Consider the following 19056-nt stretch of genomic DNA (forward strand, 5'->3'; position numbering starts at 1 on the left):
TTCATGCTGACGATCGGCCGGCGGCCGCTGCCCGTGGTGGGCCGCGCCCGGATGTACGTGTGCGGGATCACGCCCTACGACACGACCCATCTCGGTCATGCGAGGACGTTCGTGTGGGCCGACGTGGCGGCGCGGGTGCTGCGCCACGCCGGTGTGCCCGTTGAGGTGTGCCGCAACGTCACCGACGTGGACGACGTGCTGACCTCGGCGGCGCGCCGGGCCGGCAGCCCGTACGACAGCTTCGCCGCCGTGCAGCAGTTCTACTTCGACCGGGACATGGCCGCGTTGCACGTGCATCCGGTGACGTACGAGCCGCGGGCGCACACCTACGTGCCGCAGGTCGTCGCGCTCGCCCGCGCCCTGCTGGAGCTGGGCCACGCGTACGAGCGGGACGGCGCGGTGTACTTCCGGGGCGCGGGCGTGCGCGAGCGGGCCGGGATCGGTGCCGAGGAGGCGGCCCGCCTGCTGGCGGAGTTCGGCGACGATCCGGACGATCCGCGCAGGGACGACCCGGCGGACGTCGCGATCTGGCGGCCGTCGGCACAGGGAGAGCCGGGCTGGCCGAGCGCGTGGGGCGACGGGCGGCCGGGCTGGCACGCCGAGTGCGCCGCCATGGCGCTGACGACGTACGGGCCGGCCCTCGACCTGCACGCGGGCGGCGCCGACCTGCGCTTCCCGCACCACGCGTACGAGGCCGCGATGGCCGAGGCGGTGACCGGGGTGCGGCCGTTCGCCCGCGCCTGGCTGCACGTGGGGGTGGTCCGCGTGGACGGCGCCAGGATGGCCAAGTCGGCGGGCAACCTCGTCTTCACCGCCGACCTGCTGCGCCACCACCCGGTCGGTGCCGTGCGCCTGCTGCTGCTCGATCACCCGTGGGCGGCCGACTGGGACTACCGCCCCGGCGGCCTGGAGCAGGCCGCCGCCCGGCTGGAGCGGCTCCACGCGGCCGCCGGGCGGCCCGCGTCCTCGGCGGCGGGGGAGCGGGCGGCGGTGCGCGCGCTGCTGGACGACCTGGACGCCGCGACCGCCCTGGCGATCGCCGAGGAGGAGGGCGGGCAGGCCGCCCGCACCGTGATCGCGGTGCTCGCCCTCGGGTGAACGGCGGCTGATCAGGCGGCGGCCGCCCGGGCGTCGTACTCGTCGTGCACGGCCACCACGTCCCGCCCGGCGGCGGCCAGGATCGAGGCGGCGATGGACGCCCGGTAGCCGCTCGCGCAGTGCGTCCACACCTCGCCGTCGGGCACCTCGTCCAGCCGCGCGGGCAGTTCGTGCAGCGGGATGTGCACCGCGCCGGGGACGTGCGACTCGCGCCACTCCACCTCGCGGCGCACGTCCAGGATCACGATCGGGCGGTGGCGGCGCACGGCGGCGAGGTCGGCGAACGTCGCCGTCGGCATGGACGCGGGCTTGTCGTCGCCGGCCCACTCGCCAGGCCCTCCGGTGGCGGCCGCGGCCGGGCGGTCGATGCCGATCCGGGCCAGTTCGCGCTGGGCCCGCGCGATGTCCCCGGGCGTCTCCCCGAGCAGGGTCACCGGTGTGCGTGGTGTTCCCAACGAGCTCCAGGGAATCAGCCAGCCCAGGTAGACGGCGAGGTTCCCGTCCAGCCCGAAGTTGAGCGTCCCCGCCAGGTGGCCCGCCGCGAACGCCGTACGGGACCGCAGGTCCACCACCCACTCACCGGCCCGGAGGCGGCGGCGCAGCTCGGCGGCGTCCGCGCGGCGCGGCGTGGACAGGTCGGGCGCGTCCGGCCCTGCCTGGTTGAGCGGGGCCATGTGCGCGTAGTACGCCGGGTAGACGTCCAGCCCGGCCAGCAGCGACTCCACGTACTCGTCCTCGCTCCGCGTCAGGACCGGGTTGACCCGCCGCTCCCGGCCGATCGTCGACTCGGTGACGTCAGACTGGGTGGCCGAGCAGAAGCTGCCGAACCCGTGGGTGGGGAAGACCTCCGTCTCTGCGGGCAGTTCGCGGGCCAGCCGGTGCGCCGAGGCGTACTGGGCGCGCACCAGCGTGGCGGTGTGCTCGGGGCCGAGCAGGTCGGGCCGCCCGGTGGTGCCGTGCAGCAGCGAGCCTCCGGTGAAGACGGCGGGCGGCCGGTCCGGGGACTCCAGCACGTACGACAGGTGGGTGAAGGTGTGGCCGGGGGTGGCGACGGCGCGCAGGCGTGTCCGCGGGCCGACCTCCACCGCGTCCCCGTCCTCGACGGGGCTCCGGTCGAAGGCCACGGGGTCGGCCGCGTTGACGTGGTAGTCCGCGCCGGTGGCCGAGGCCAGGGCGGGCCCGCCGGTCACGTAGTCGTTGTGCACGTGGGTCTCGAAGACGTGGCGGATCTCGACGCCGCGCCGCTCAGCCAGGCGGAGCATCCGGTCGATGTCCCGCTGCGGGTCCACCACGAAGGCCACCTCACCGTCGGTGACGAGGTAGCTGCGGTCGCCCAGCGAGGGGGTCTCGACAGGGATGATTTCGATCATTCAGGTCCCTCCTCGGCTCGTGAGGCACCCGTACCCTGGGAGAAGAACTTCACGTACCCATCCCCGGCCGCCTGCTACAGGCGGGCCAGGTCGGCCGCTATGGCGCGCAGCGTGTCGCGGGCGATCAGCCCGTAGGCCAGGTTCGCGATCTCCAGCAGCGACAGCGGCAGCGCCTCGGGCAGCAGCGGGCTGTCCATCAGCGCCCCGAGGTGCGCCCGCAGCACCGCCTCCGCGGCCGGCTCGGCGATCAGCTCGCCCACCGGCGTGTCCACCGACAGCCGGGCGTCGGGGAAGTCCTCCCGGCGCGGCGACGGCAGGGCCGCCGCCTCGACCTGCGCCCACTGCTCCCGCACCAGCAGCCGGGGCGGCCCGTCGCCGGCGAGGCCGAGCCGCTCGTACTGCTCGGGGGGCGCGTCCGACGCGCGCAGCAGGTCGAGCAGCAGCTCCGCCATCCGGAGCTCCAGCTCGTCGTCGATCAGCGGGTTCCGCTGGTCGGGGTCGCCGTCCAGGTCGTACAGCAGGCTGCCGAAGGCGTACGGGTCGGTGTAGGCGTGGCCGGGGACGCGCACGGTGGGCACCCCCTTGGTGAACGAGAACGGCGCGGCCATCGTCGCCTCGCGCAGCGTCTCGACCGGGAAGCGGCCCCGCATCAGCGTGGGCATCAGCGTGTACTCCGCCAGCGGCCGGTTCCCCGGCTCGGCGCAGGCCCGCATGTAGACGTGGCGGCCGTCGGTCACGCTCACGTGCCCGCCGAACAGGCCGAACAGGCCGAACAGGCCGGCGCGGCGCACCGGCGCGTCGGCCGCGATCGCCTCCCGGAGCGGCACCCCCTGCATGTCGGGGGTACGGTCCACGCCGAAGAACTCCAGCAGGGTCGGCGCGATGTCGATCGTCTGCACCAGGCTGCGCCGCCGCTCCCCGGCGACCCCGCTGCGCGGATCCCAGACGAACAGCGGGATGTGGATGGTCTCGTCGTAGAACGGAGGCGCGTTCTTGCCCAGCCAGTCGTGCTCGCCCAGCAGCAGGCCGTGGTCGGTGCAGACGATCAGCATGGTGTCGTCCCACATCGCCAGCTCGTCCATCAGGTCGAGCACCCGCCCCAGCGACCGGTCGCACATCGACAGCAGGGCCGCGTACTGGTTGCGCAGGTGCTCGATCTGGGCGGGGGTCTCCGTCACCTTCTTGTAGTCGGGCCAGTCGAAGTGCGGCCCGTCGTAGTCGTCCGGATAGAGCTTGCGGTAGTCCTCGTACGAGAAGAACGGCTCGTGCGGGTCGAACGTCTCGATCTGCAGGAACCAGCGGTCCTCGGCGTGGTTGGTGCGCAGGAAGTGCAGCCCCGCGTCGAAGGTCAGCGTCTGCGGATGGTCGGCCTCCTCCGCCATGTAGCGCCGGTTGATCCAGTCCTGCCGCCGCAGCTCGGCGTTCGAGGAGTACGGCACGGTCTCGGGGACGACCGGGTCGGCGACGTGCCCCTTCCACTCGTCGCCCTCCTGCCCCCGGAAGAACTCGAACGTGTTGAACCGCGGGTGATAGGTCGCGCCGCCGTCGCCCCAGTAGTGCTGGTGGTCGGTCACCAGATGCGTGTAGACCCCGGCGAGCTTGAGCATCTCGGGCGCGGAGTCGTCGAACGGCTCCAGCGGCCCCCAGGAGCGGTGGAGGAAGTTGTAGCGGCCGGTGTGCAGCTCGCGCCTGGCCGGCATGCACGGCATGCTGCCGCCGTAGCAGGTGTCGAACATCGCGGTGCGCTCGGCCAGCCGCCGGAAGTTCGGCGCGTGGATCCGGTCCGCGCCGTACGGCGGCAGGAACCGCCGGTTGAGGCTGTCGAACATCACCATGATCGCTCTCATCGGACCCCCTTGATGCGGTAGACGGCGGCCGAGCCGACCAGCATGATCAACGCCGCGACGGCGTACAGCGCGCGGTAGCTCCCGACCGTGGTCAGGACGAGCCAGCCCACCATCGGCGCGAGCGGGACGTTCTGCGCCGCGTTGACGATGCCCATGTCGCGGGCCCGGGAGCGCCGGTCCGGCAGGACGTCGGTGACCAGCGCCTGGTCCACCGACAGGAACGCGCCGTAGCCCATGCCTAGCAGCGCCCCGGCGACGAGGGCGGCGGGCCAGCTCGGCGCGAGCGCGAGCAGCAGCGCCGAGGCCGCCTGCAGGCCGCCGGAGATCGCCACCAGCACCCGGCGCCTGGCCAGCCGGTCCGACAGCACGCCGCCGAGGAACCCGAACGCCGAGCAGAACACCAGGTAGACCAGCGTCAGCACGAGCAGCGACTCGTCCGGCGCCGGGCGGTGCAGCACGTCGGACAGGAAGTAGAGCAGGTAGGCCGTGCCCGCCGCGTTCCCCGCGTTGATCGCGACCCGGCAGAGCAGCGCCCAGTAGTAGTCGGGGTGGCCGCGCGGCCGGGGGAGCGGCAGCCGCGTCCCGCGAACCGGGACGTCCGCGGCCGGCGGCTCCGCCCGGCCGAGCAGGAACGGCAGGCCGCAGGCCACCCCGATCGCCCCGGTTACCGCCCACCGGGCCGGGACCGGCTCGATCAGCATCGTGACCACGACCATGCCGGCGGCGAGCGCCACCACCTGCGGCACCCCCATCGCGGCGGACGCCGCGCCGCGCTGCCGCGGCGGCACCTGATCGGCGATCATCGCGCTCAGCGACACCAGCCCCATCGCGTTGCCCGCCGCGACCAGGGCCGTCAGCGCCGCGACCGCCCGCCAGTCCGTCTGCAGGCCGATGAGGGACAGCGCCGACCCGGTGAGCAGGAGCCCGCCCAGCGCCCACGGCCTGCGGCGGCCGAACCGCGTACGGGTGCGGTCGCACGCCATCCCGGCGAACGGGACGCAGAGGAGCGACACGACCGCGACCTCGACGAGCAGGAACGACAGCACGTCCACCTTGCGGTCCGGCGCCACCATCCCGATGAGCTGCGGCGTGAGGAACTGGGGCGGCAGCATCGCCATCATCCAGTAGCCGAACCAGGCCAGGGCGTACGTCCACATCCACCCCTTGCCGACCGGCGCTTCGGGCTCCGTCGAGGTCGCGGACGTCCCGGGAAGGATCTCGCTCAACGGGCCGCCTTCCCCAATCCCGCAAAAGATGATTGGGGCTCATGTTATGGCGCGATGTGGATCAGCCGTCAAGGCTTCGCCGAGAAGGACCGCACCTCCTCCCGGGTCGGCGGGACCGCGCCGGCGCGGGTGCAGACGATCGCGGCGGCGGCGCAGCCGCGCCGCAGCGCCTCCGCCACCCGCCCGGGGGCGGGGTCCGCGCTCAGGTCGGTGCCGTCGAGCGCGTCGAGGTAGGCGGCGGTGAAGGTGTCGCCCGCGCCGACCGTGTCCACGACCTCGACCGCCGGGGCCGGGCAGGTGATCACCTCGTCGTCCAGGACGGCCGTCGCGCCGTCGCCGCCCCGGGTGACCACCACGAGCTCCGGGCCCAGCCCGGCCCATCGTCGCGCCGCGTCGAGCCAGGGCTCGCCCGGGTAGAGCCAGTCGAGGTCCTCGGCGCTCACCTTGACCAGGCGCGCGAGCCGTACGCACTCCTCGACGTGGGCCAGGGCGCGGGCCCGGTCGCCGATGAGGGACGGCCGGATGTTCGGGTCGTAGGACACCGTGATCCCCGCCTCTGCGGCGGCCCGCATCACCTCCCGCACGTGGGCGGCGCCCGGCCCGGCGAGCACGGCCAGGGAGCCGGTGTGCAGGCAGGTCACCCCGTCGAGCGCGACCGGAGCCGAGAAGGTCCAGTCGAAGCGGAAGTCGTAGGAGGCCGAGCCGTCCGCGCCGACCCGGGCGAAGGCCAGGCCGGTCGCCGCCGCCGGGGCGAGGTCGCCGGTCCCGATCCCGTGGCGGGTCAGGTGGTCGCCGAGCAGGCCGCCGAAGAAGTCGTCCCCGGTCTCCCCGGCGAACCGCACCGTGCGGCCCAGCGCGGCCAGCGCCACCGCGACGTTGAGCGGGCTGCCGCCGGGCACGGCGGTGAAGGTCCACGATCCCGGCGTGCCGATCAGGTCGACCAGGCTCTCGCCGACCACCAGGAACGTCATGCGGCATCCTCCCCCGGGTCCTCCCCCGGGTCCTCCGCCAGCACCCGCTGGGCGACGGCGAACGCGGCGTTGGCGGCGGGCACCCCGCAGTAGATCGCCGTCTGCAGCAGCACCTCCTTGATCTCGTCGGTCGTGAGCCCGTTGCGCCGGGCGGCCCGCACGTGCATGGCCAGCTCCTCCAGCTGCCCGCGCGCCACCAGGGCGGTGAGCGTGATGCAGCTGCGGGTGCGGCGGTCCAGCCCCGGCCGGGTCCAGATCTCACCCCAGGCGTACCGGGTGATCAGGTCCTGGAAGTCGGCGGTGAACTCGGTGGTCCGCGCCTGCGCCCGGTCCACGTGCGCGTCGCCCAGCACCTCGCGGCGCACCCGCATGCCGTCCTCGTAGCTCATGCGGTCCTCCAGCGGGTGGTCAGATGGCGTGTGATCGCCTCGTTCACGACGTCCGGGCGCTCTGCGGTGGCCAGGTGGGCGGCCCCCGGCACGACCAGCAGCTCGGCGTCCGGGATGCCCCGGGCCAGGACCTCGGCGTGCGCGGGCGGGGTCGCCGGGTCCTCGGCTCCGGCGATCACCAGCGCGGGCGCGCGGACGTCGCCGAGCCGGTCGCGGACGTCGAAGACCGCCAGGGCCTCGCAGCACGCGGCGTATCCCTCGGGGTCGGCGCCACGCAGCATGTCCAGGTAGCGCCCGGCGTCGGGGAAGCCCGCCGTGAACCACCGTCTGCTCGTCGCCTCGGTCAGGGGTTCCGTGCCCTCGGCGCGGACCAGCGCGGCGCGTTCGCGCCAGCTCTCCGCCGTGCCGAAGCGGGCGGAGGTGCAGCACAGGACCAGGCTCGCGACCCGGTCAGGCGCGCGCAGCGCCAGCGTGGTCCCGACGGCCCCGCCCAGCGACACCCCGCCGTACGCCACGGTTTCCACGGCGTGCCGGTCGAGCAGCCCCAGCACTTCCGCGGCGAGGTCGTCCACCGTGAAATCGGAGGCCGCCGCCGACCCGCCGTGGCCGGGCAGGTCGTAGCGGAGCACCCGCCAGGTGCGCGTGAGGGCGGGAAGCTGCGGCTCCCACAGGTCGAGAGTCGTGCCCAGCGAGGGCCCGAGCACGACGACCGGCGCGTCCGGCGGCCCGTCGAGACGATGGTGCAGGATCATGATGCCTTTCCCTGGTGGTGCTGCAGTGCCCGGTCCACGAGGGCGGGCGCGGACCCGACGCCGGGGTCCTCCCCATGCTCGGCCAACCCGTGCTCGGCCAGCACGGCGAGCAGGTGATCGAGATTGTGCCGCATGCGCCCGGGGAACACCTCCAGTCCCTCGGCCAGCTCGGCGGCCGTCTCGGCGGCGCCGCCGGCCAGGCGCAGGCACTCGCGCAGCGGCTGCCACTCGGCGTGCCAGCTGCCGGCGGGCCGCTCGTGCTCGGCGACCCGCGAGGCGAGCAGGATCTGCGCGAGCGCGGGCGCCTGCAGCGCCGCCGACCTGATCATCGTGGCGAGCACCGGGTTGCGCTTGTGCGCCATCGCCGACGAGCCGCCCCGGCCCGGCGCGGCGGGCTCGGCGACCTCGCCCACCTCGCTCTGCGCCAGCAGGATCACGTCGGTGGCCAGCTTGCCGAGCGCGCCCGTCACGGCGGCGAGCGCGCAGGCCAGGTCGGTCACGGGCGTGCGCAGCGTGTGCCAGGGCAGCACGGGCTCGGCCAGCCCGGTCTCGGCCGCGAACAGCGGCAGCAGCTCCAGCGCGCGCTCGCCGTACCCGGCCATGGTGCCGGCCGCGCCGCCCAGCTGGACCGGCAGCCCCACCGTCGCCAGGCGGTCGCGCGCGTCCCGGCAGCCGGTCAGCCACCCGGCGGCCTTCAGCCCGAACGTGGTGGGCACGGCCTGCTGCCCGAGGGTACGGCCCGCCATCGGGGTGTCCCGGTGCTCGGCGGCAAGCCGGGCCAGCGCGGCGAGCACCCGGTCGAGGTCGCGCAGGATCGTCTCGCGGGCCCGCGCGGCCACCAGCATCGCCGCAGTGTCGAGGACGTCCTGGCTGGTGGCGCCGTGATGCACCCAGGACCCCGCCTCGCCCGCCGCGGCCCGCAGATCCTTGACCAGCGGCACGACGGGGTTGCCCGCGTCCCTGGCTCGGCGGGCGAGATCGGCGGCGTCGTAGCGGTCCTCCCCGCTCATCAAGGCCCCGGCCGCCTCGGCGATCGCGGCGACGGCCCGCTCAGGGACGACGCCGAGGCGGGCCTGGGCCCGCGCGAGGCAGACCTCCGCCTCCAGCATCGCCCGCAGCCAGGCGTCGTCGGCCGTGACCGCCTCCACCTCCGTGCCCGCCCACACGGGGCACAACAGCCCGCGATCAGCACCTCCGTCAGAACTCAAGGAAGACCGTCTCCTGCTCGCCCTGCAGCCGTACGTCGAACCGGTAGACGTCCTGCCCCTGCGGGCGGACGAGCAACGTCGCGCGGCGGGCCGGGTCGAGGGAGTCGAGCAGGGGGTCGGGCGCGTCGGCGAGGTAGACGCGGGTCCGCACCGGCTTGAGCAGGCCACGCGCGAAGATCAGCAGCGCGACGTACGGCCGGGCGGGCGGTGCGAGGCGGAACCGGTAGGAGCCGTCGGGCGCGGTGCCGCACCGCCCGAAGCCGCTGTCGCCCGCTTCCGTGCGGCGCAGCGCTTCGCGGGTCCCGGAATCACCGGTCCAGATCTCCAGCAGGGCGTCGGGCACCGGCTCGCCCGCCCCGTCCAGCACCCGGCCGGCGATCGTCAGGGCCCCCGGATGGCCCTCAGGGACGAGCTCCCAGTCTCCGGGGTACGGCAGGGCGAACCCGAAGAACGGGCCGACGGTCTGCGAAGGGGTGGTCACGCGTCCTCCATCGGGGTACGGCCGAGCACCACGTCCCACCGGTAGCCGAGCGCCCACTCCGGCTCGGTGATCTCCAGGTCGAACGTGGAGACGAGCCGCTCGCGGGCGGCCGGGTCGGGAATGGACTGGAAGATCGGGTCGAAGGCGAACAACGGGTCGCCGGGAAAGTACATCTGCGTCACCAGGCGCTGGGTGAACGCCGTGCCGAACACCGAGAAGTGGATGTGCGCGGGCCGCCAGGCGTTGGGGTGGTTGCGCCAGGGATAGGCCCCCGGCTTGATCGTGACGAACCGGTAGCGGCCCTCGTCGTCGGTCAGGCACCGGCCCGCGCCGGTGAAGTTGGGGTCGAGCGGCGCAGGATGCTGGTCGCGCTGGTGGGCGTACCGGCCGGCGGAGTTGGCCTGCCAGATCTCCACCAGCGTGTCCGGCACCGGCCGGCCCGACGCGTCGAGGATGCGCCCGGTGACGATGATGCGCTCGCCGAGCGGCTCGCCCGGGTGGCCCGCGGTCAGGTCGGCGTCGAGCGGGTCGACCTCGTCTCGACGGAAGACCGGGCCGGTCAGCTCGGCCGCCTCCGGGTCCTCCTTCATCTCCAGCGGCGGCCGGGACGGCGCCCGCAGGACGGTGCTGGCGTAGTCCGGATACAGGTAGGGCGGGTGTGTCACGGTGTCTCCTCTTCGTAGGGCAGGCCCACGTAGTTCTCCGCCAGCGTCGTCCCGGCCGCCTCGGAGGACGTCACGTAGTCGAGGTAGGAGGTCTGCAGCCGCCGGGCGTAGGCGTCGTCGGACTCGAAGGTGTGCAGAAGCGTCGTCATCCACCACGAGAAGTGCTGGGCCCGCCACACCCGGGGCAGGCAGGCCCGTGAGTAGCCGTCCAGCGCCTCCGTCGAGCCGTCGGCGAAGAAACGGGCCAGCGCCTCGGTCAGCACCCGCACGTCGGCCACCGCCAGGTTGAGCCCCTTCGCGCCGGTCGGCGGCACGATGTGGGCCGCGTCCCCGGCCAGGAACAGTCTGCCGTGCTGCATGGGCTCGGCCACGAAGCCGCGCATCGGAGTGATCCCTCTTTCGACGATATCGCCGGTCGCGAGGGTGAAGCCGGGCACGGTCTCCAGCCGGGCCCGCAGCTCGGCCCAGATCCGCTCGTCGGGCCACGCGGCGAGGTCCTCGTCGGGCGCCACCTGGAGGTAGAAGCGGCTGATCTCGGGGGAGCGCATGCTGTGCAGGGCGAAGCCGCGCTCGGTCCGCGCGTAGATCAGCTCTTCGGAGGAGGGCTTGACCCGGGCCAGGACGCCGAGCCAGGCGAAGGGGTAGTCGCGGCGATACTCGGTCAGCACGCCCTCGGGGATCGACGCCCGGGACACGCCGTGGAAGCCGTCGCACCCCGCGATCACGTCGCAGTCCAGCCGCAGGTCCGTGCCCGCCGAGTCGGTGAAGGTCAGGTGGGGCCGGTCGGTCGCCGCGTTGTGCACCCGCACGTCGTCCACCTCGAACCGGACGTCGCCCCCGGCCGTCAGCCGGGCGGCGATCAGGTCCTTGACGACCTCCTGCTGGCCGTACACGGTTATGGACCGGCCGGGCACCAGCCGCTCGAAGGCGATCCGGTGGCCCCCACCGCCGTACCGCAGCTCGATGCCGTGGTGGGGCAGGCCCTCCCGCTTCAGCCGCTCGCCCACGCCCGCCTCGACGAGCGTGTCCACCGTGCCCTGTTCGAGCACCCCCGCCCGCACCCGCCGCTCGACGTACTCCCTGCTGCGGCGTTCGAGCACGACGGACTCGATCCCGCGCAGATGGAGCAGATGGGAGAGCAGCAGGCCGGCCGGTCCGGCTCCGATGATCCCGACCTGAGTTCGCATGGCTCAAGCATCGGGAGCATCCGCCGTCCCGCGTAGGCTTTGCTTCTACTGAGTGGAAGAAGGAGTCACATGGCCGGCGGCGCACGCGACCTGGGGCGTTCCGTGACGTCCCGGGTGCTGGCCATCCTCGGCGCCTTCGACGCCCACCACCCGCGGCTCACGCTGACGGAGATCGCCGGGCGGACCGGCATGGCGCTGAGCACCGTCCACCGGCTCGCCGGAGAGCTGGAGGAGTGGCGCGCCCTGCGCCGCGGCGCCGACGGGCGCTACCAGATCGGCCGCCGCCTGTGGGAGCTGGGACAGCTCGCGCCGGACCCGCTGCAGGAGGTGGCGCACCCCTGGCTGCAGGAGTTGTTCGGCGGCACCGGCGAGAACGTCCACCTGGCGGTGCGCGACGGGGTCGAGGTGCTCTACGTGGACAAGGTGTACGGCAAGCGGGCCGTGCCGATCGTGTCGCGGACCGGCTCGCGCCTGCCCATGCACCCGACCGGCGTCGGCAAGGCGCTGCTCGCCTTCGAACCGGGCTGGTTCGTCACGTCCTACCTGTCCCGGCCGCTCGAGCGGCCGACCCCGCACACCATCACCGAGCCGGGCAGGCTGGCCCGCGAGCTGGCCCAGGTGCGCGCCCAGGGGTACGCCACGACCCACGAGGAGATGACGCTCGGCTCCTGCTCGGCCGCCGCGCCGGTGCTGGTCGGCGACCGGCCCGTGGCGGCCGTCGGCATCGTGGTCGCCTCCCGGCGGGTGCGCGAGCTGCCCCGGCTGGTCGATCCGCTGCTGGCCGTCGCGGCCCGCATCGCCGGCGACTACCGGGCGGCCGTGATCGGTCCCCCCAAATCGATCAACGTTCGTTAAGATCGGCGGCGAACGTGAGAAAAGGGGTTCGCGGGTGAGCCGGGACGAAGAAGCGCTGAAGGCCATCGACTTCTCCACGCCGAGTGTGGCGCGGATCTACGACTGGTGGCTGGGCGGCAAGGACAACTTCGCGGTGGACAGGGCCGCCGCCGAGAAACTGCTCGAACTGGTCGGATCCGACGGCCGCTTGGTGATCAGGCAGAACCGGGAGTTTCTCGGCCGCGCCGTCCGCTTCCTCACCGAGTCGGGCATCCGGCAGTTCCTCGACCTCGGCACCGGCATCCCCACGCAAGGCAACGTCCACGAGGTCGCCCACGAGGTCGATCCCGAGGCGACCGTCGTCTACGTCGACAACGACCCCATCGTCGCCGCGCACGGCCGGGCGCTGCTCACCGGCAGCGGCCGTACAGGCGTGGTGCACGCCGACATGCGCGACCCGGACAAGATCGTCGAAAGTCCGATCACGAAGGAGCTGATCGACTTCAGCAAGCCGGTGGCCGTGCTGTTCGTCGCCGTGCTGCACTTCGTGGACGACGACGACGCCGAGCGGGTGGTGTCCTACTTCCGCGAGCGCATGGCCCCCGGCAGCTACCTCGTCATCTCCCACGGCACCCAGGGCCGCCTGACCGAGGACACGATCACCGAGACCCGGGCGGTGTACGAGAAGTCCACGGCCGCCCTCCGCGACCGCACGCCCGAGCACATCGCCCGGTTCTTCACCGGCCTCGAGCTGGTCGAGCCGGGGCTGGTCGACGTGGCCGACTGGCGCAACGACAGCGACTTCATCGAGCACAGCAAGGGCGGCTACGTCCTCGGCGGCGTCGGCCACCTGCGCGTGGATCACGGCTGAGTTCGCGGCGACGACCCCGCCGCTCCCGGCCGGGGTCCGCCGTACGGCGGATGAGCCGCCGGAACGGCTGTCTCGGGAACGGCCTGGCGGACCTCGAACGTGACCCGCGGCGGCACCCGCAGTGTGGTGCAGACGGCACAGTGCTCCAGGACCGCCAGGAGCGAGGCGCGCAGCCCCGCGGGCAGGCCGGGAGCGTCCACCGACACCTCGATGGAGTCGATCCGCCCGGGGCAGACGCCCAGGCCGTACCGCGCGGTCACGTCCACCCCGGCGGGCAGCTGGCGCTGGCGCAGGTAGTGCTCGGCGCAGCAGGCGACGCCGGCGGCCACGCTGCCCACGAACAGCTCGGCGGGAGTGGGGCCGGTGTCGCTCCCGCCGACGTCCGCGGGCTGGTCGGCGCGGACCACGTGGCGCCGGATCCGGACGTCGAACCGGTCGGCTCCGTGCCAGGCGACCCGGATGACGCCGTCACGCGGCCCATCACTCATGGCGCACCCCCGCGTCCGATTCGGCTCTATCCGAGTATGTCCGTGGCCGGTGGCGGGCGGGCGCACACGGAGGGTAAGAAGCCGGTCGGGACCTGGCAAAGACTAGGAGCCCGGAGTGTCCCGGTTTGCGACACTCCAACTGTGGGGGACATGCGGGGCGCCGACGGGGGAGCGGACCATGATCCCGCAGACGCACCTGGACGGGCTGCTGGCCGAGCTGCACACGAGGCTGCAGGCGGTCCTGTCGACGCGTGACCGGGTGCACGCGTTGCTGGAGGCGGTCGTCTCGGTGGGCGGGGACCTTGATCTGGAGACCGTGCTGCGCCGGATCGTCGAGACCGCCGCCACGCTGGCCGGCGCCAGATACGGCGCGCTCGGCGTGATCGGGCAGGACAGCACCCTCGCCCGCTTCATCCCGGTGGGGCTGAGCGAGGAGGAGATCGCCGCGATCGAGCACTGGCCGCACGGCCTGGGCCTGCTCGGTCTGCTGATCAAGGAACCCCGGCCCCTGCGGCTGGCCCGCATCTGCGACCACCCCGAGTCGTACGGCTTCCCGCCCGGCCATCCCCCGATGGCGGGCTTCCTCGGCGTGCCCGTGCGAGTCCGGGGCGAGCTGTTCGGCAACCTCTACCTGACGGAGAAGCGCGGGGGAGGGGAGTTCGACGAGGACGACGAGGCGATCGTCGTGGCCCTCGCGAGCGCCGCCGGGGTGGCGATCGAGAACGCCCGCCTGTACGAGGACACCCGCCGCAGGGAGACCTGGCTGCAGGCGTCGGCGGAGATCACGACGAGCCTGCTGTCCGGCGCCGAGACGCCGCGGGTGCTGACGCTGATCGCCCGCCGCGCCCGGCAGATGACCGGCGCCGACGCGGTGGCGATCCTGCTGCCGGAGGACGGCGGCCGGACGCTGTGGGTCGCGATCGCGGACGGCGTGCCCGGCCCGGCCCGGGAGCGCCGGCTGCCCGTCGAGGGCTCGCTGGCCGGGCAGGCCTTCGTGCACGCGGAGCCCCGCGCGGTCGCCGACCTGGGCGACACCGACCTCCTCACCGCGGTCGGAGAGACGGGAGCGGTGTGCGCCGTGCCGCTGGGGACCCCGGGAGCGGTGCGCGGCGTGCTGTCGCTGGGCAGGCGGCCCGGTCGCGTCCCCTTCAGCGGGCCCGAGGTGCGCATGGTCCACGCCTTCGCCGGGCACGCGGCCGTCGCGCTCGAACTGGACGAGGCGCGCAGGGACGCCGAGCGGCTCGGCCTGCTGGAGGACCGCGACCGGATCGCCAAGGACCTGCACGACGTGGTCATCCAGCGGCTGTTCGCGGTCGCGATGACGCTGACGGGCGCCGCGCGGCTGGTGGAGCACCCGGAGGCGGCCGCGCGCCTGCGGACCGCGATCGACGAACTCGACGGCACGATCCGGCAGATCCGCTCCACAATCTTCGCCCTGCAGGCCCCGGCAGGCGCCCCCGGGCTGCGCGCCCGGCTCGTCGAGCTGGTCGAGGGCGCGCGGGGGCCCCTCGGCTTCATGCCGGCCCTGTGCATGGAGGGGCAGCTCGACACCCGCGTGCCCGCACCGATCCGGGAGCACCTGCTGGCCGTGGCGCGGGAGGCGATCTCCAACGTGGTGCGGCATGCCCACGCCACCCGCACCACCGTCACCGTGGGCTTGGAGAAGGACCGGCTGACCCTGCTCGTCGAGGACGACGGGGTCGGCATCCCGGCGCGTGTACGCCGCAGCGGCCTGCGCAACCTGCGCGACCGCGCGGAGAGCCTGGGCGGGTCGTGCGCCGCCGAGGCCCGCGCCGCCGGGGGAACCCGCCTGTGCTGGAGCGTCCCGCTGCCGCCGACATCGTGAGACGCCGTGAGGAGGCATCACGCCATGACCGAGCCGTTCAGTGATCCGGTCGTCGACCCGGTCGTCGATCCGGTTGTCGTCGGCACCGACGGGTCCACCAGGGCGACCGAGGCGGTGGAGTGGGCGGCCGACCACGCCGGCCTGCGCGGCCTGCCCCTGCGGGTGGTCCACGCCGTCGAACACCTGCCGTACGACGCACCGCGCTATCCGATCCCCGACAGCTATGACAATGTGGCGCCCTCCGGGCGGCAGATCCTCGACCACGCCGAGCGGGTCGCCCGGGACCGGCGGCCCGGCCTCGACGTGACGACGGAGCTGGCCGAGGGACGTCCCGGCCGCGTCCTGCGCGACCAGGCCGCCCGCGCCGCCGAGGTGGTGCTCGGCAGCCACGGCGCGGGCGGCTTCCCCGGCATGCTGCTCGGGTCGGTGGGCAACCACGTCGCCGGGCACGTGTCCGTGCCGGTCGTCGTCGTACGGCCGGCGCCCCCGGAGGCGAGGGCGGAGATCGTGGTGGGGTTCGACTGCTCGGAGGAGTCCGGGCCCGCCTTGGCGTACGCGTTCGAGGAGGCGCGGCTGCGCGGTCTGCGGATGCGGATCGTCTGCGCCTGGGAGCCGCCGGTGCCGTACGGGCCCGCGATCGCCATGGACCTGGACCACATGCGGAAGGCCGCGGAGGACTACGCGCGCGGGGAGCTGCAGCCATGGCAGGGCGGGTACGCCGACGTCAAGACCGAGCTGGACATGGTCCGCGCCCATCCGGTCTCCGCGCTCCTGGAGGCGTCGTCCCGGGCCGTCCTGCTCGTCGTCGGCTCCCACGGCCGCAACGCCTTCACCGCGGCCGTGCTCGGCTCGGTGAGCCGCGCCGTGCTCGCCCACGCGCACTGCCCGGTCGCCGTGGTGAAGGGGGCCCGGTCGTGAGCGGGAGCGGCAGGGCGGTAAGTCAGCGGTGAGTCAGCGGTGAGTCAGCGGTGAGTCACCGGAGAAGGCGGGCCGGCCGCACTCCCGGGACCGTCCGCGCCAGCAGGTCGGCCACGTGCCCGGGGCCCTGACCCTCGGGACCCTGCAGGTCGATCTCGCCGTCGCGCACGAGCACCTCCCAGGACTCCTCGGAGGGGTAGCGTTCGCGCAGGGCGGCCAGGACGGCCTCGCGCAGTTCGTCGTCCGACCTGGCCAGCAGCGCCATGAGGTCGCGGCGGCTGACCATCCCGACGACCCGCTCGTCGCGCAGCACGGGCACGCTCTTGACCCTCTTCGCGATCATGAGGTCCGTCAGCACCCGTGCGTCCGTGGTGTCCTCGACCGTGCTCACCTGGCGCGACATGACGTCTCCCACGGCCCGGGGCGCCGAGGCGCCCGGCGCGAACGCGCCGCACAGCAGGTCGATCTCGCTGACCATCCCGACCAGTTCCCCGTGCTCCCCGAGCACGGGGGCGGCCGTGATGTCGTGGTCGTACAGCACCTGGATCGCCCGCCGCACGGAGTCGTCGCGGCGCAACGTGATCGCCGGGCTGCTCATGACCTCACCGGCCAGCATGGCCCACCTCCCGCGCGTCTGTCGCCGTTGTGGTCATTGCACCGCCGCCCGGGCCGTACGGGCAGGTGCCGGAGGTCCCCGGCTGTCGGGTCTTTGGGCCCGTGCGGCGCCCGCGCCCGGGGTGGTCGGATGGAGGTGGCGCAGCGCGTGTGCCCACTGCAGGGCGTGCCGCCCGCGGGGAGGAACGATGACCGTAGAAGCCATGACCGCCGCCGACGTGATGAGCAGGGTGCTCGTGACCGTGAAGCCGGACGAGTCGCCGCTCATGGCCTGGGAACTCATGCGCCGCGGGTCGATGCATCACCTGCCCGTGGTGGACTCGAGCTCCCGCATCATCGGCGTGCTCACGCGAGAGGACATCGCGGCCCACTGGTCCGGCGGGCCGGCGGAGCAGTCGAGCAGCCAGGTGCGGCAGTTGCTGTCCGGGCGCAGGTGCCCGCACGTGCCGCCCGACGCGTCGCTCCCCGCCGTGGCGACCGTGATGCTGGAGTCGGGGGTGGACGTCGTCCCGGTCATCGGGTCCTCCGGCGCCCTGCAGGGTCTCGTCACCGTGACCGACGTGCTCGTGGCGGTCTCGGGCAGACGGGGGGCCACGCCCCGGCACGAGGAGGTGTCGGCCGGGATGTTCCGCCTGGAGCCGGTGCTGCCGCCCAAGCCCTCCAGGACAGCCGAGGACCAGCGGCAGGGGCCGTGACCCCCGGTCGTGACTTTGGGGAGACCGCGTGCAGAATAAGGGCATGTTCCGCACGGTGGTGATCTTCAAGTGAGTGCCCGTATCGACCATGCCGTCACGTCGGGCACCTTCAGCCTGGACGGCCAGACCTTCGACGTCGACAACAACGTGTGGGTGCTCGGCGACGACGCCGAGTGCGTGGTGCTCGACGCCCCGCACGACGTCAAGGCGATCACGGACGTGATCGCGGGCCGGCGCGTCGTGGCCATCCTCGCCACCCACGCCCACGACGACCATGTAAGGGTGGCGCCTGAACTGTCGGAGGCCACCGGGGCGCCCGTCCTGCTGCACCCGGCCGACCTGCCGGTCTGGCGGCTCACCCACCCCGGCCGCGAGCCCGGCGGCACGCTGTCCGACGGGCAGGTCATCGAGGTCGCCGGAACCCGCCTCGAAGTGCTCCACACTCCCGGGCACGCTCCCGGTGCCTGCTGCTTCCACGCGCCCGACCTGGGCGTCGTCTTCACCGGCGACACCCTGTTCCAGGGCGGTCCCGGTGCGACCGGGCGCTCGTTCTCCGACTTCGGCGTGATCGTCGACTCGATCCGCGACCGCCTGCTCACCCTGCCGCCCGAGACCGTCGTCCACACCGGGCACGGCGACAGCACGACGATCGGTGCCGAGCTGCCGCACCTCGACGAGTGGATCCGCCGGGGCCACTGACCTCGAGACGGGCTGCAGCTACGTCCGCGCGAAGTAGACCTACCGCGCGACCCGGACGCCGGTGACGGTGAAGCGCTCGACCTCCGCCACGTGGCCGCCGGTGCTCGCGACGAGGGTGAGCGTCCGGCCCGGGGCCGCGCGGAAGGACACGGTGGTGGACCAGGGGGCGTCGTCCCCTCCGGCCGAGACGCAGCAGCGCTCGCCGAGGGGACCGGCGCTCCCGGTCGCGCGCACGCGCACCCGGATGCTCTCGTCCACTCCCGTGATCCTGCCGCCCACCTTGACGGGCGAGGACACGAGGGCGCCATAGCGGGGAGTGGTGAGGGAGAAGGTGGTGTCGTCGGTGCCCACCACCTCCCACGGCGCGTCCGTCCCGCTGCCGAACCTGACCAGGTGGATGACGGCGGCGATGCCGGGCCGTCCACCGCCCTCGCCCCGGATGCCGACGGAGACGCGGGCGTCCGCGCCGGTCACCGTACGCTTGACCACCTGGTCGACGTTGGTGAAGCCCAGGAATCCCCGGGTGAAGGAGAGCGCGGTCTGTTCCGCGTCCAGGTGCCAGGGCTGGTGGCCACCCGAGCGGTAGCTCTCCTGCCAGTCCCGCACCTGTTTCTCGTCGGCGAAGGGCCACAGCGGCTGGTAGTGGCCCGCCACCAGGGAGCCCGCGGAGGGGGTGGGGGTGGTGGCCGCCGTCCCGCTCTGCTGGACGGTCCCTGGGCCGCTCTGCTGGACGGCCCCCGGGCCGGTTCCGCACGCGCCCGCCAGCAGGCCGAGCGCGGCCAGCACAGCGGGCGCCCACCGGCGCCTCGCGGAGCGCGACCGCCGGCCACCGACGACCGTCCCTCCGCCACACGGCAATGCGCCAGACACGATGCTCGCTCCCGCCCGGAGAGGTT

General features: G+C 73.7%; 20 protein-coding genes. 7 read left to right on the top strand and 13 right to left on the bottom strand.

Features of this window, described 5'->3' with window-relative positions; all coding sequences use genetic code 11:
* Window positions 1-3 precede the first annotated feature (3 nt).
* Entirely contained in the window at window positions 4-1098 is a 1095-nt protein-coding gene (locus tag ACQEVJ_RS20925) for a cysteine--tRNA ligase (protein ID WP_433103465.1), read from the top strand.
* Between the two features lie 11 nt (window positions 1099-1109).
* Here the strand turns inward: ACQEVJ_RS20925 and ACQEVJ_RS20930 are convergent, their stop codons facing one another.
* The 10 genes from ACQEVJ_RS20930 to pobA all read right to left on the bottom strand — a co-directional run bounded on the left by ACQEVJ_RS20930 (window position 1110) and on the right by pobA (window position 11194).
* A complete protein-coding gene (locus ACQEVJ_RS20930) occupies window positions 1110-2468 on the bottom strand; it encodes a rhodanese-like domain-containing protein (RefSeq protein ID WP_433103467.1) in 1359 nt (452 codons plus the stop codon).
* A 74-nt stretch (window positions 2469-2542) separates the two neighbouring features.
* On the bottom strand, window positions 2543-4315 hold the full coding sequence (locus tag ACQEVJ_RS20935; RefSeq protein WP_433103469.1) for a sulfatase: 1773 nt from the start codon (window positions 4313-4315) through the stop codon (window positions 2543-2545).
* Entirely contained in the window at window positions 4312-5541 is a 1230-nt protein-coding gene (locus ACQEVJ_RS20940; protein ID WP_433103471.1) for an MFS transporter, read from the bottom strand. Before ACQEVJ_RS20940 ends, ACQEVJ_RS20935 begins: the two co-directional genes overlap by 4 nt.
* A gap of 68 nt (window positions 5542-5609) precedes the next feature.
* Window positions 5610-6512: a carbohydrate kinase family protein gene (locus ACQEVJ_RS20945; RefSeq protein WP_433103473.1), complete on the bottom strand. Its 903-nt coding sequence runs from the start codon at window positions 6510-6512 to the stop codon at window positions 5610-5612.
* A complete protein-coding gene (gene pcaC / locus ACQEVJ_RS20950) occupies window positions 6509-6901 on the bottom strand; it encodes a 4-carboxymuconolactone decarboxylase (protein WP_433103475.1) in 393 nt (130 codons plus the stop codon). The genes ACQEVJ_RS20945 and pcaC overlap by 4 nt, the downstream gene beginning before the upstream one ends.
* Complete coding sequence (gene pcaD / locus ACQEVJ_RS20955) at window positions 6898-7653, bottom strand: 3-oxoadipate enol-lactonase (protein WP_433103477.1); 756 nt, start codon at window positions 7651-7653, stop codon at window positions 6898-6900. The genes pcaC and pcaD overlap by 4 nt, the downstream gene beginning before the upstream one ends.
* Window positions 7650-8861 carry a 3-carboxy-cis,cis-muconate cycloisomerase gene (gene pcaB, locus ACQEVJ_RS20960; RefSeq protein ID WP_433103479.1) on the bottom strand — a complete coding sequence of 404 codons (1212 nt, stop codon included), beginning with the start codon at window positions 8859-8861 and terminating at the stop codon, window positions 7650-7652. Before pcaB ends, pcaD begins: the two co-directional genes overlap by 4 nt.
* A complete protein-coding gene (locus ACQEVJ_RS20965) occupies window positions 8851-9342 on the bottom strand; it encodes a protocatechuate 3,4-dioxygenase subunit alpha (RefSeq protein ID WP_433103481.1) in 492 nt (163 codons plus the stop codon). Before ACQEVJ_RS20965 ends, pcaB begins: the two co-directional genes overlap by 11 nt.
* Window positions 9339-10007 (bottom strand): protocatechuate 3,4-dioxygenase subunit beta, encoded by a 669-nt coding sequence (pcaH, locus tag ACQEVJ_RS20970; RefSeq protein ID WP_433103483.1) that lies wholly within the window; start codon window positions 10005-10007, stop codon window positions 9339-9341. The genes ACQEVJ_RS20965 and pcaH overlap by 4 nt, the downstream gene beginning before the upstream one ends.
* Entirely contained in the window at window positions 10004-11194 is a 1191-nt protein-coding gene (gene pobA / locus ACQEVJ_RS20975; protein ID WP_433103485.1) for a 4-hydroxybenzoate 3-monooxygenase, read from the bottom strand. Before pobA ends, pcaH begins: the two co-directional genes overlap by 4 nt.
* 69 nt (window positions 11195-11263) lie before the next feature.
* Between pobA and ACQEVJ_RS20980 the strand changes: the two genes are divergently transcribed.
* Together ACQEVJ_RS20980 and ACQEVJ_RS20985 are read left to right on the top strand one after the other, a co-directional pair.
* On the top strand, window positions 11264-12049 hold the full coding sequence (locus ACQEVJ_RS20980) for an IclR family transcriptional regulator (RefSeq protein ID WP_433103487.1): 786 nt from the start codon (window positions 11264-11266) through the stop codon (window positions 12047-12049).
* A 34-nt stretch (window positions 12050-12083) separates the two neighbouring features.
* A complete protein-coding gene (locus tag ACQEVJ_RS20985; RefSeq protein ID WP_433103489.1) occupies window positions 12084-12899 on the top strand; it encodes an SAM-dependent methyltransferase in 816 nt (271 codons plus the stop codon).
* On the opposite strand, the gene ACQEVJ_RS20990 is transcribed toward ACQEVJ_RS20985, so the two are convergent.
* Window positions 12890-13387, bottom strand: coding sequence for an OsmC family protein (locus ACQEVJ_RS20990; RefSeq protein WP_433103491.1), 498 nt, complete (start codon window positions 13385-13387; stop codon window positions 12890-12892). The two genes, ACQEVJ_RS20985 and ACQEVJ_RS20990, sit on opposite strands and share 10 nt — an antisense overlap.
* A 178-nt stretch (window positions 13388-13565) precedes the next feature.
* Between ACQEVJ_RS20990 and ACQEVJ_RS20995 the strand changes: the two genes are divergently transcribed.
* Both ACQEVJ_RS20995 and ACQEVJ_RS21000 read left to right on the top strand, forming a co-directional pair.
* On the top strand, window positions 13566-15233 hold the full coding sequence (locus ACQEVJ_RS20995) for a GAF domain-containing protein (RefSeq protein ID WP_433103493.1): 1668 nt from the start codon (window positions 13566-13568) through the stop codon (window positions 15231-15233).
* A 24-nt stretch (window positions 15234-15257) separates the two neighbouring features.
* Window positions 15258-16151, top strand: coding sequence for a universal stress protein (locus tag ACQEVJ_RS21000; RefSeq protein ID WP_433103495.1), 894 nt, complete (start codon window positions 15258-15260; stop codon window positions 16149-16151).
* 55 nt (window positions 16152-16206) lie between these two features.
* On the opposite strand, the gene ACQEVJ_RS21005 is transcribed toward ACQEVJ_RS21000, so the two are convergent.
* The gene (locus ACQEVJ_RS21005; protein ID WP_433103497.1) at window positions 16207-16767 is read right to left on the bottom strand and encodes a CBS domain-containing protein; all 561 of its coding nucleotides are present in this window, start codon (window positions 16765-16767) and stop codon (window positions 16207-16209) included.
* Between the two features lie 187 nt (window positions 16768-16954).
* On the opposite strand from ACQEVJ_RS21005, the gene ACQEVJ_RS21010 reads away from it, so the two are divergent.
* Both ACQEVJ_RS21010 and ACQEVJ_RS21015 read left to right on the top strand, forming a co-directional pair.
* Window positions 16955-17461 (top strand): CBS domain-containing protein, encoded by a 507-nt coding sequence (locus ACQEVJ_RS21010; protein WP_433103499.1) that lies wholly within the window; start codon window positions 16955-16957, stop codon window positions 17459-17461.
* A 69-nt stretch (window positions 17462-17530) separates the two neighbouring features.
* Window positions 17531-18160, top strand: a complete 630-nt coding sequence (locus tag ACQEVJ_RS21015) for an MBL fold metallo-hydrolase (RefSeq protein ID WP_433103501.1) — start codon at window positions 17531-17533, stop codon at window positions 18158-18160.
* Between the two features lie 39 nt (window positions 18161-18199).
* Here ACQEVJ_RS21015 and ACQEVJ_RS21020 read toward each other — a convergent pair whose 3' ends face one another.
* A complete protein-coding gene (locus tag ACQEVJ_RS21020; RefSeq protein ID WP_433103503.1) occupies window positions 18200-18946 on the bottom strand; it encodes a hypothetical protein in 747 nt (248 codons plus the stop codon).
* Window positions 18947-19056 lie beyond the last annotated feature (110 nt).

It is taken from the genome of Microbispora sp. CA-102843, assembly GCF_050936215.1.
Lineage (GTDB): Bacteria > Actinomycetota > Actinomycetes > Streptosporangiales > Streptosporangiaceae > Microbispora.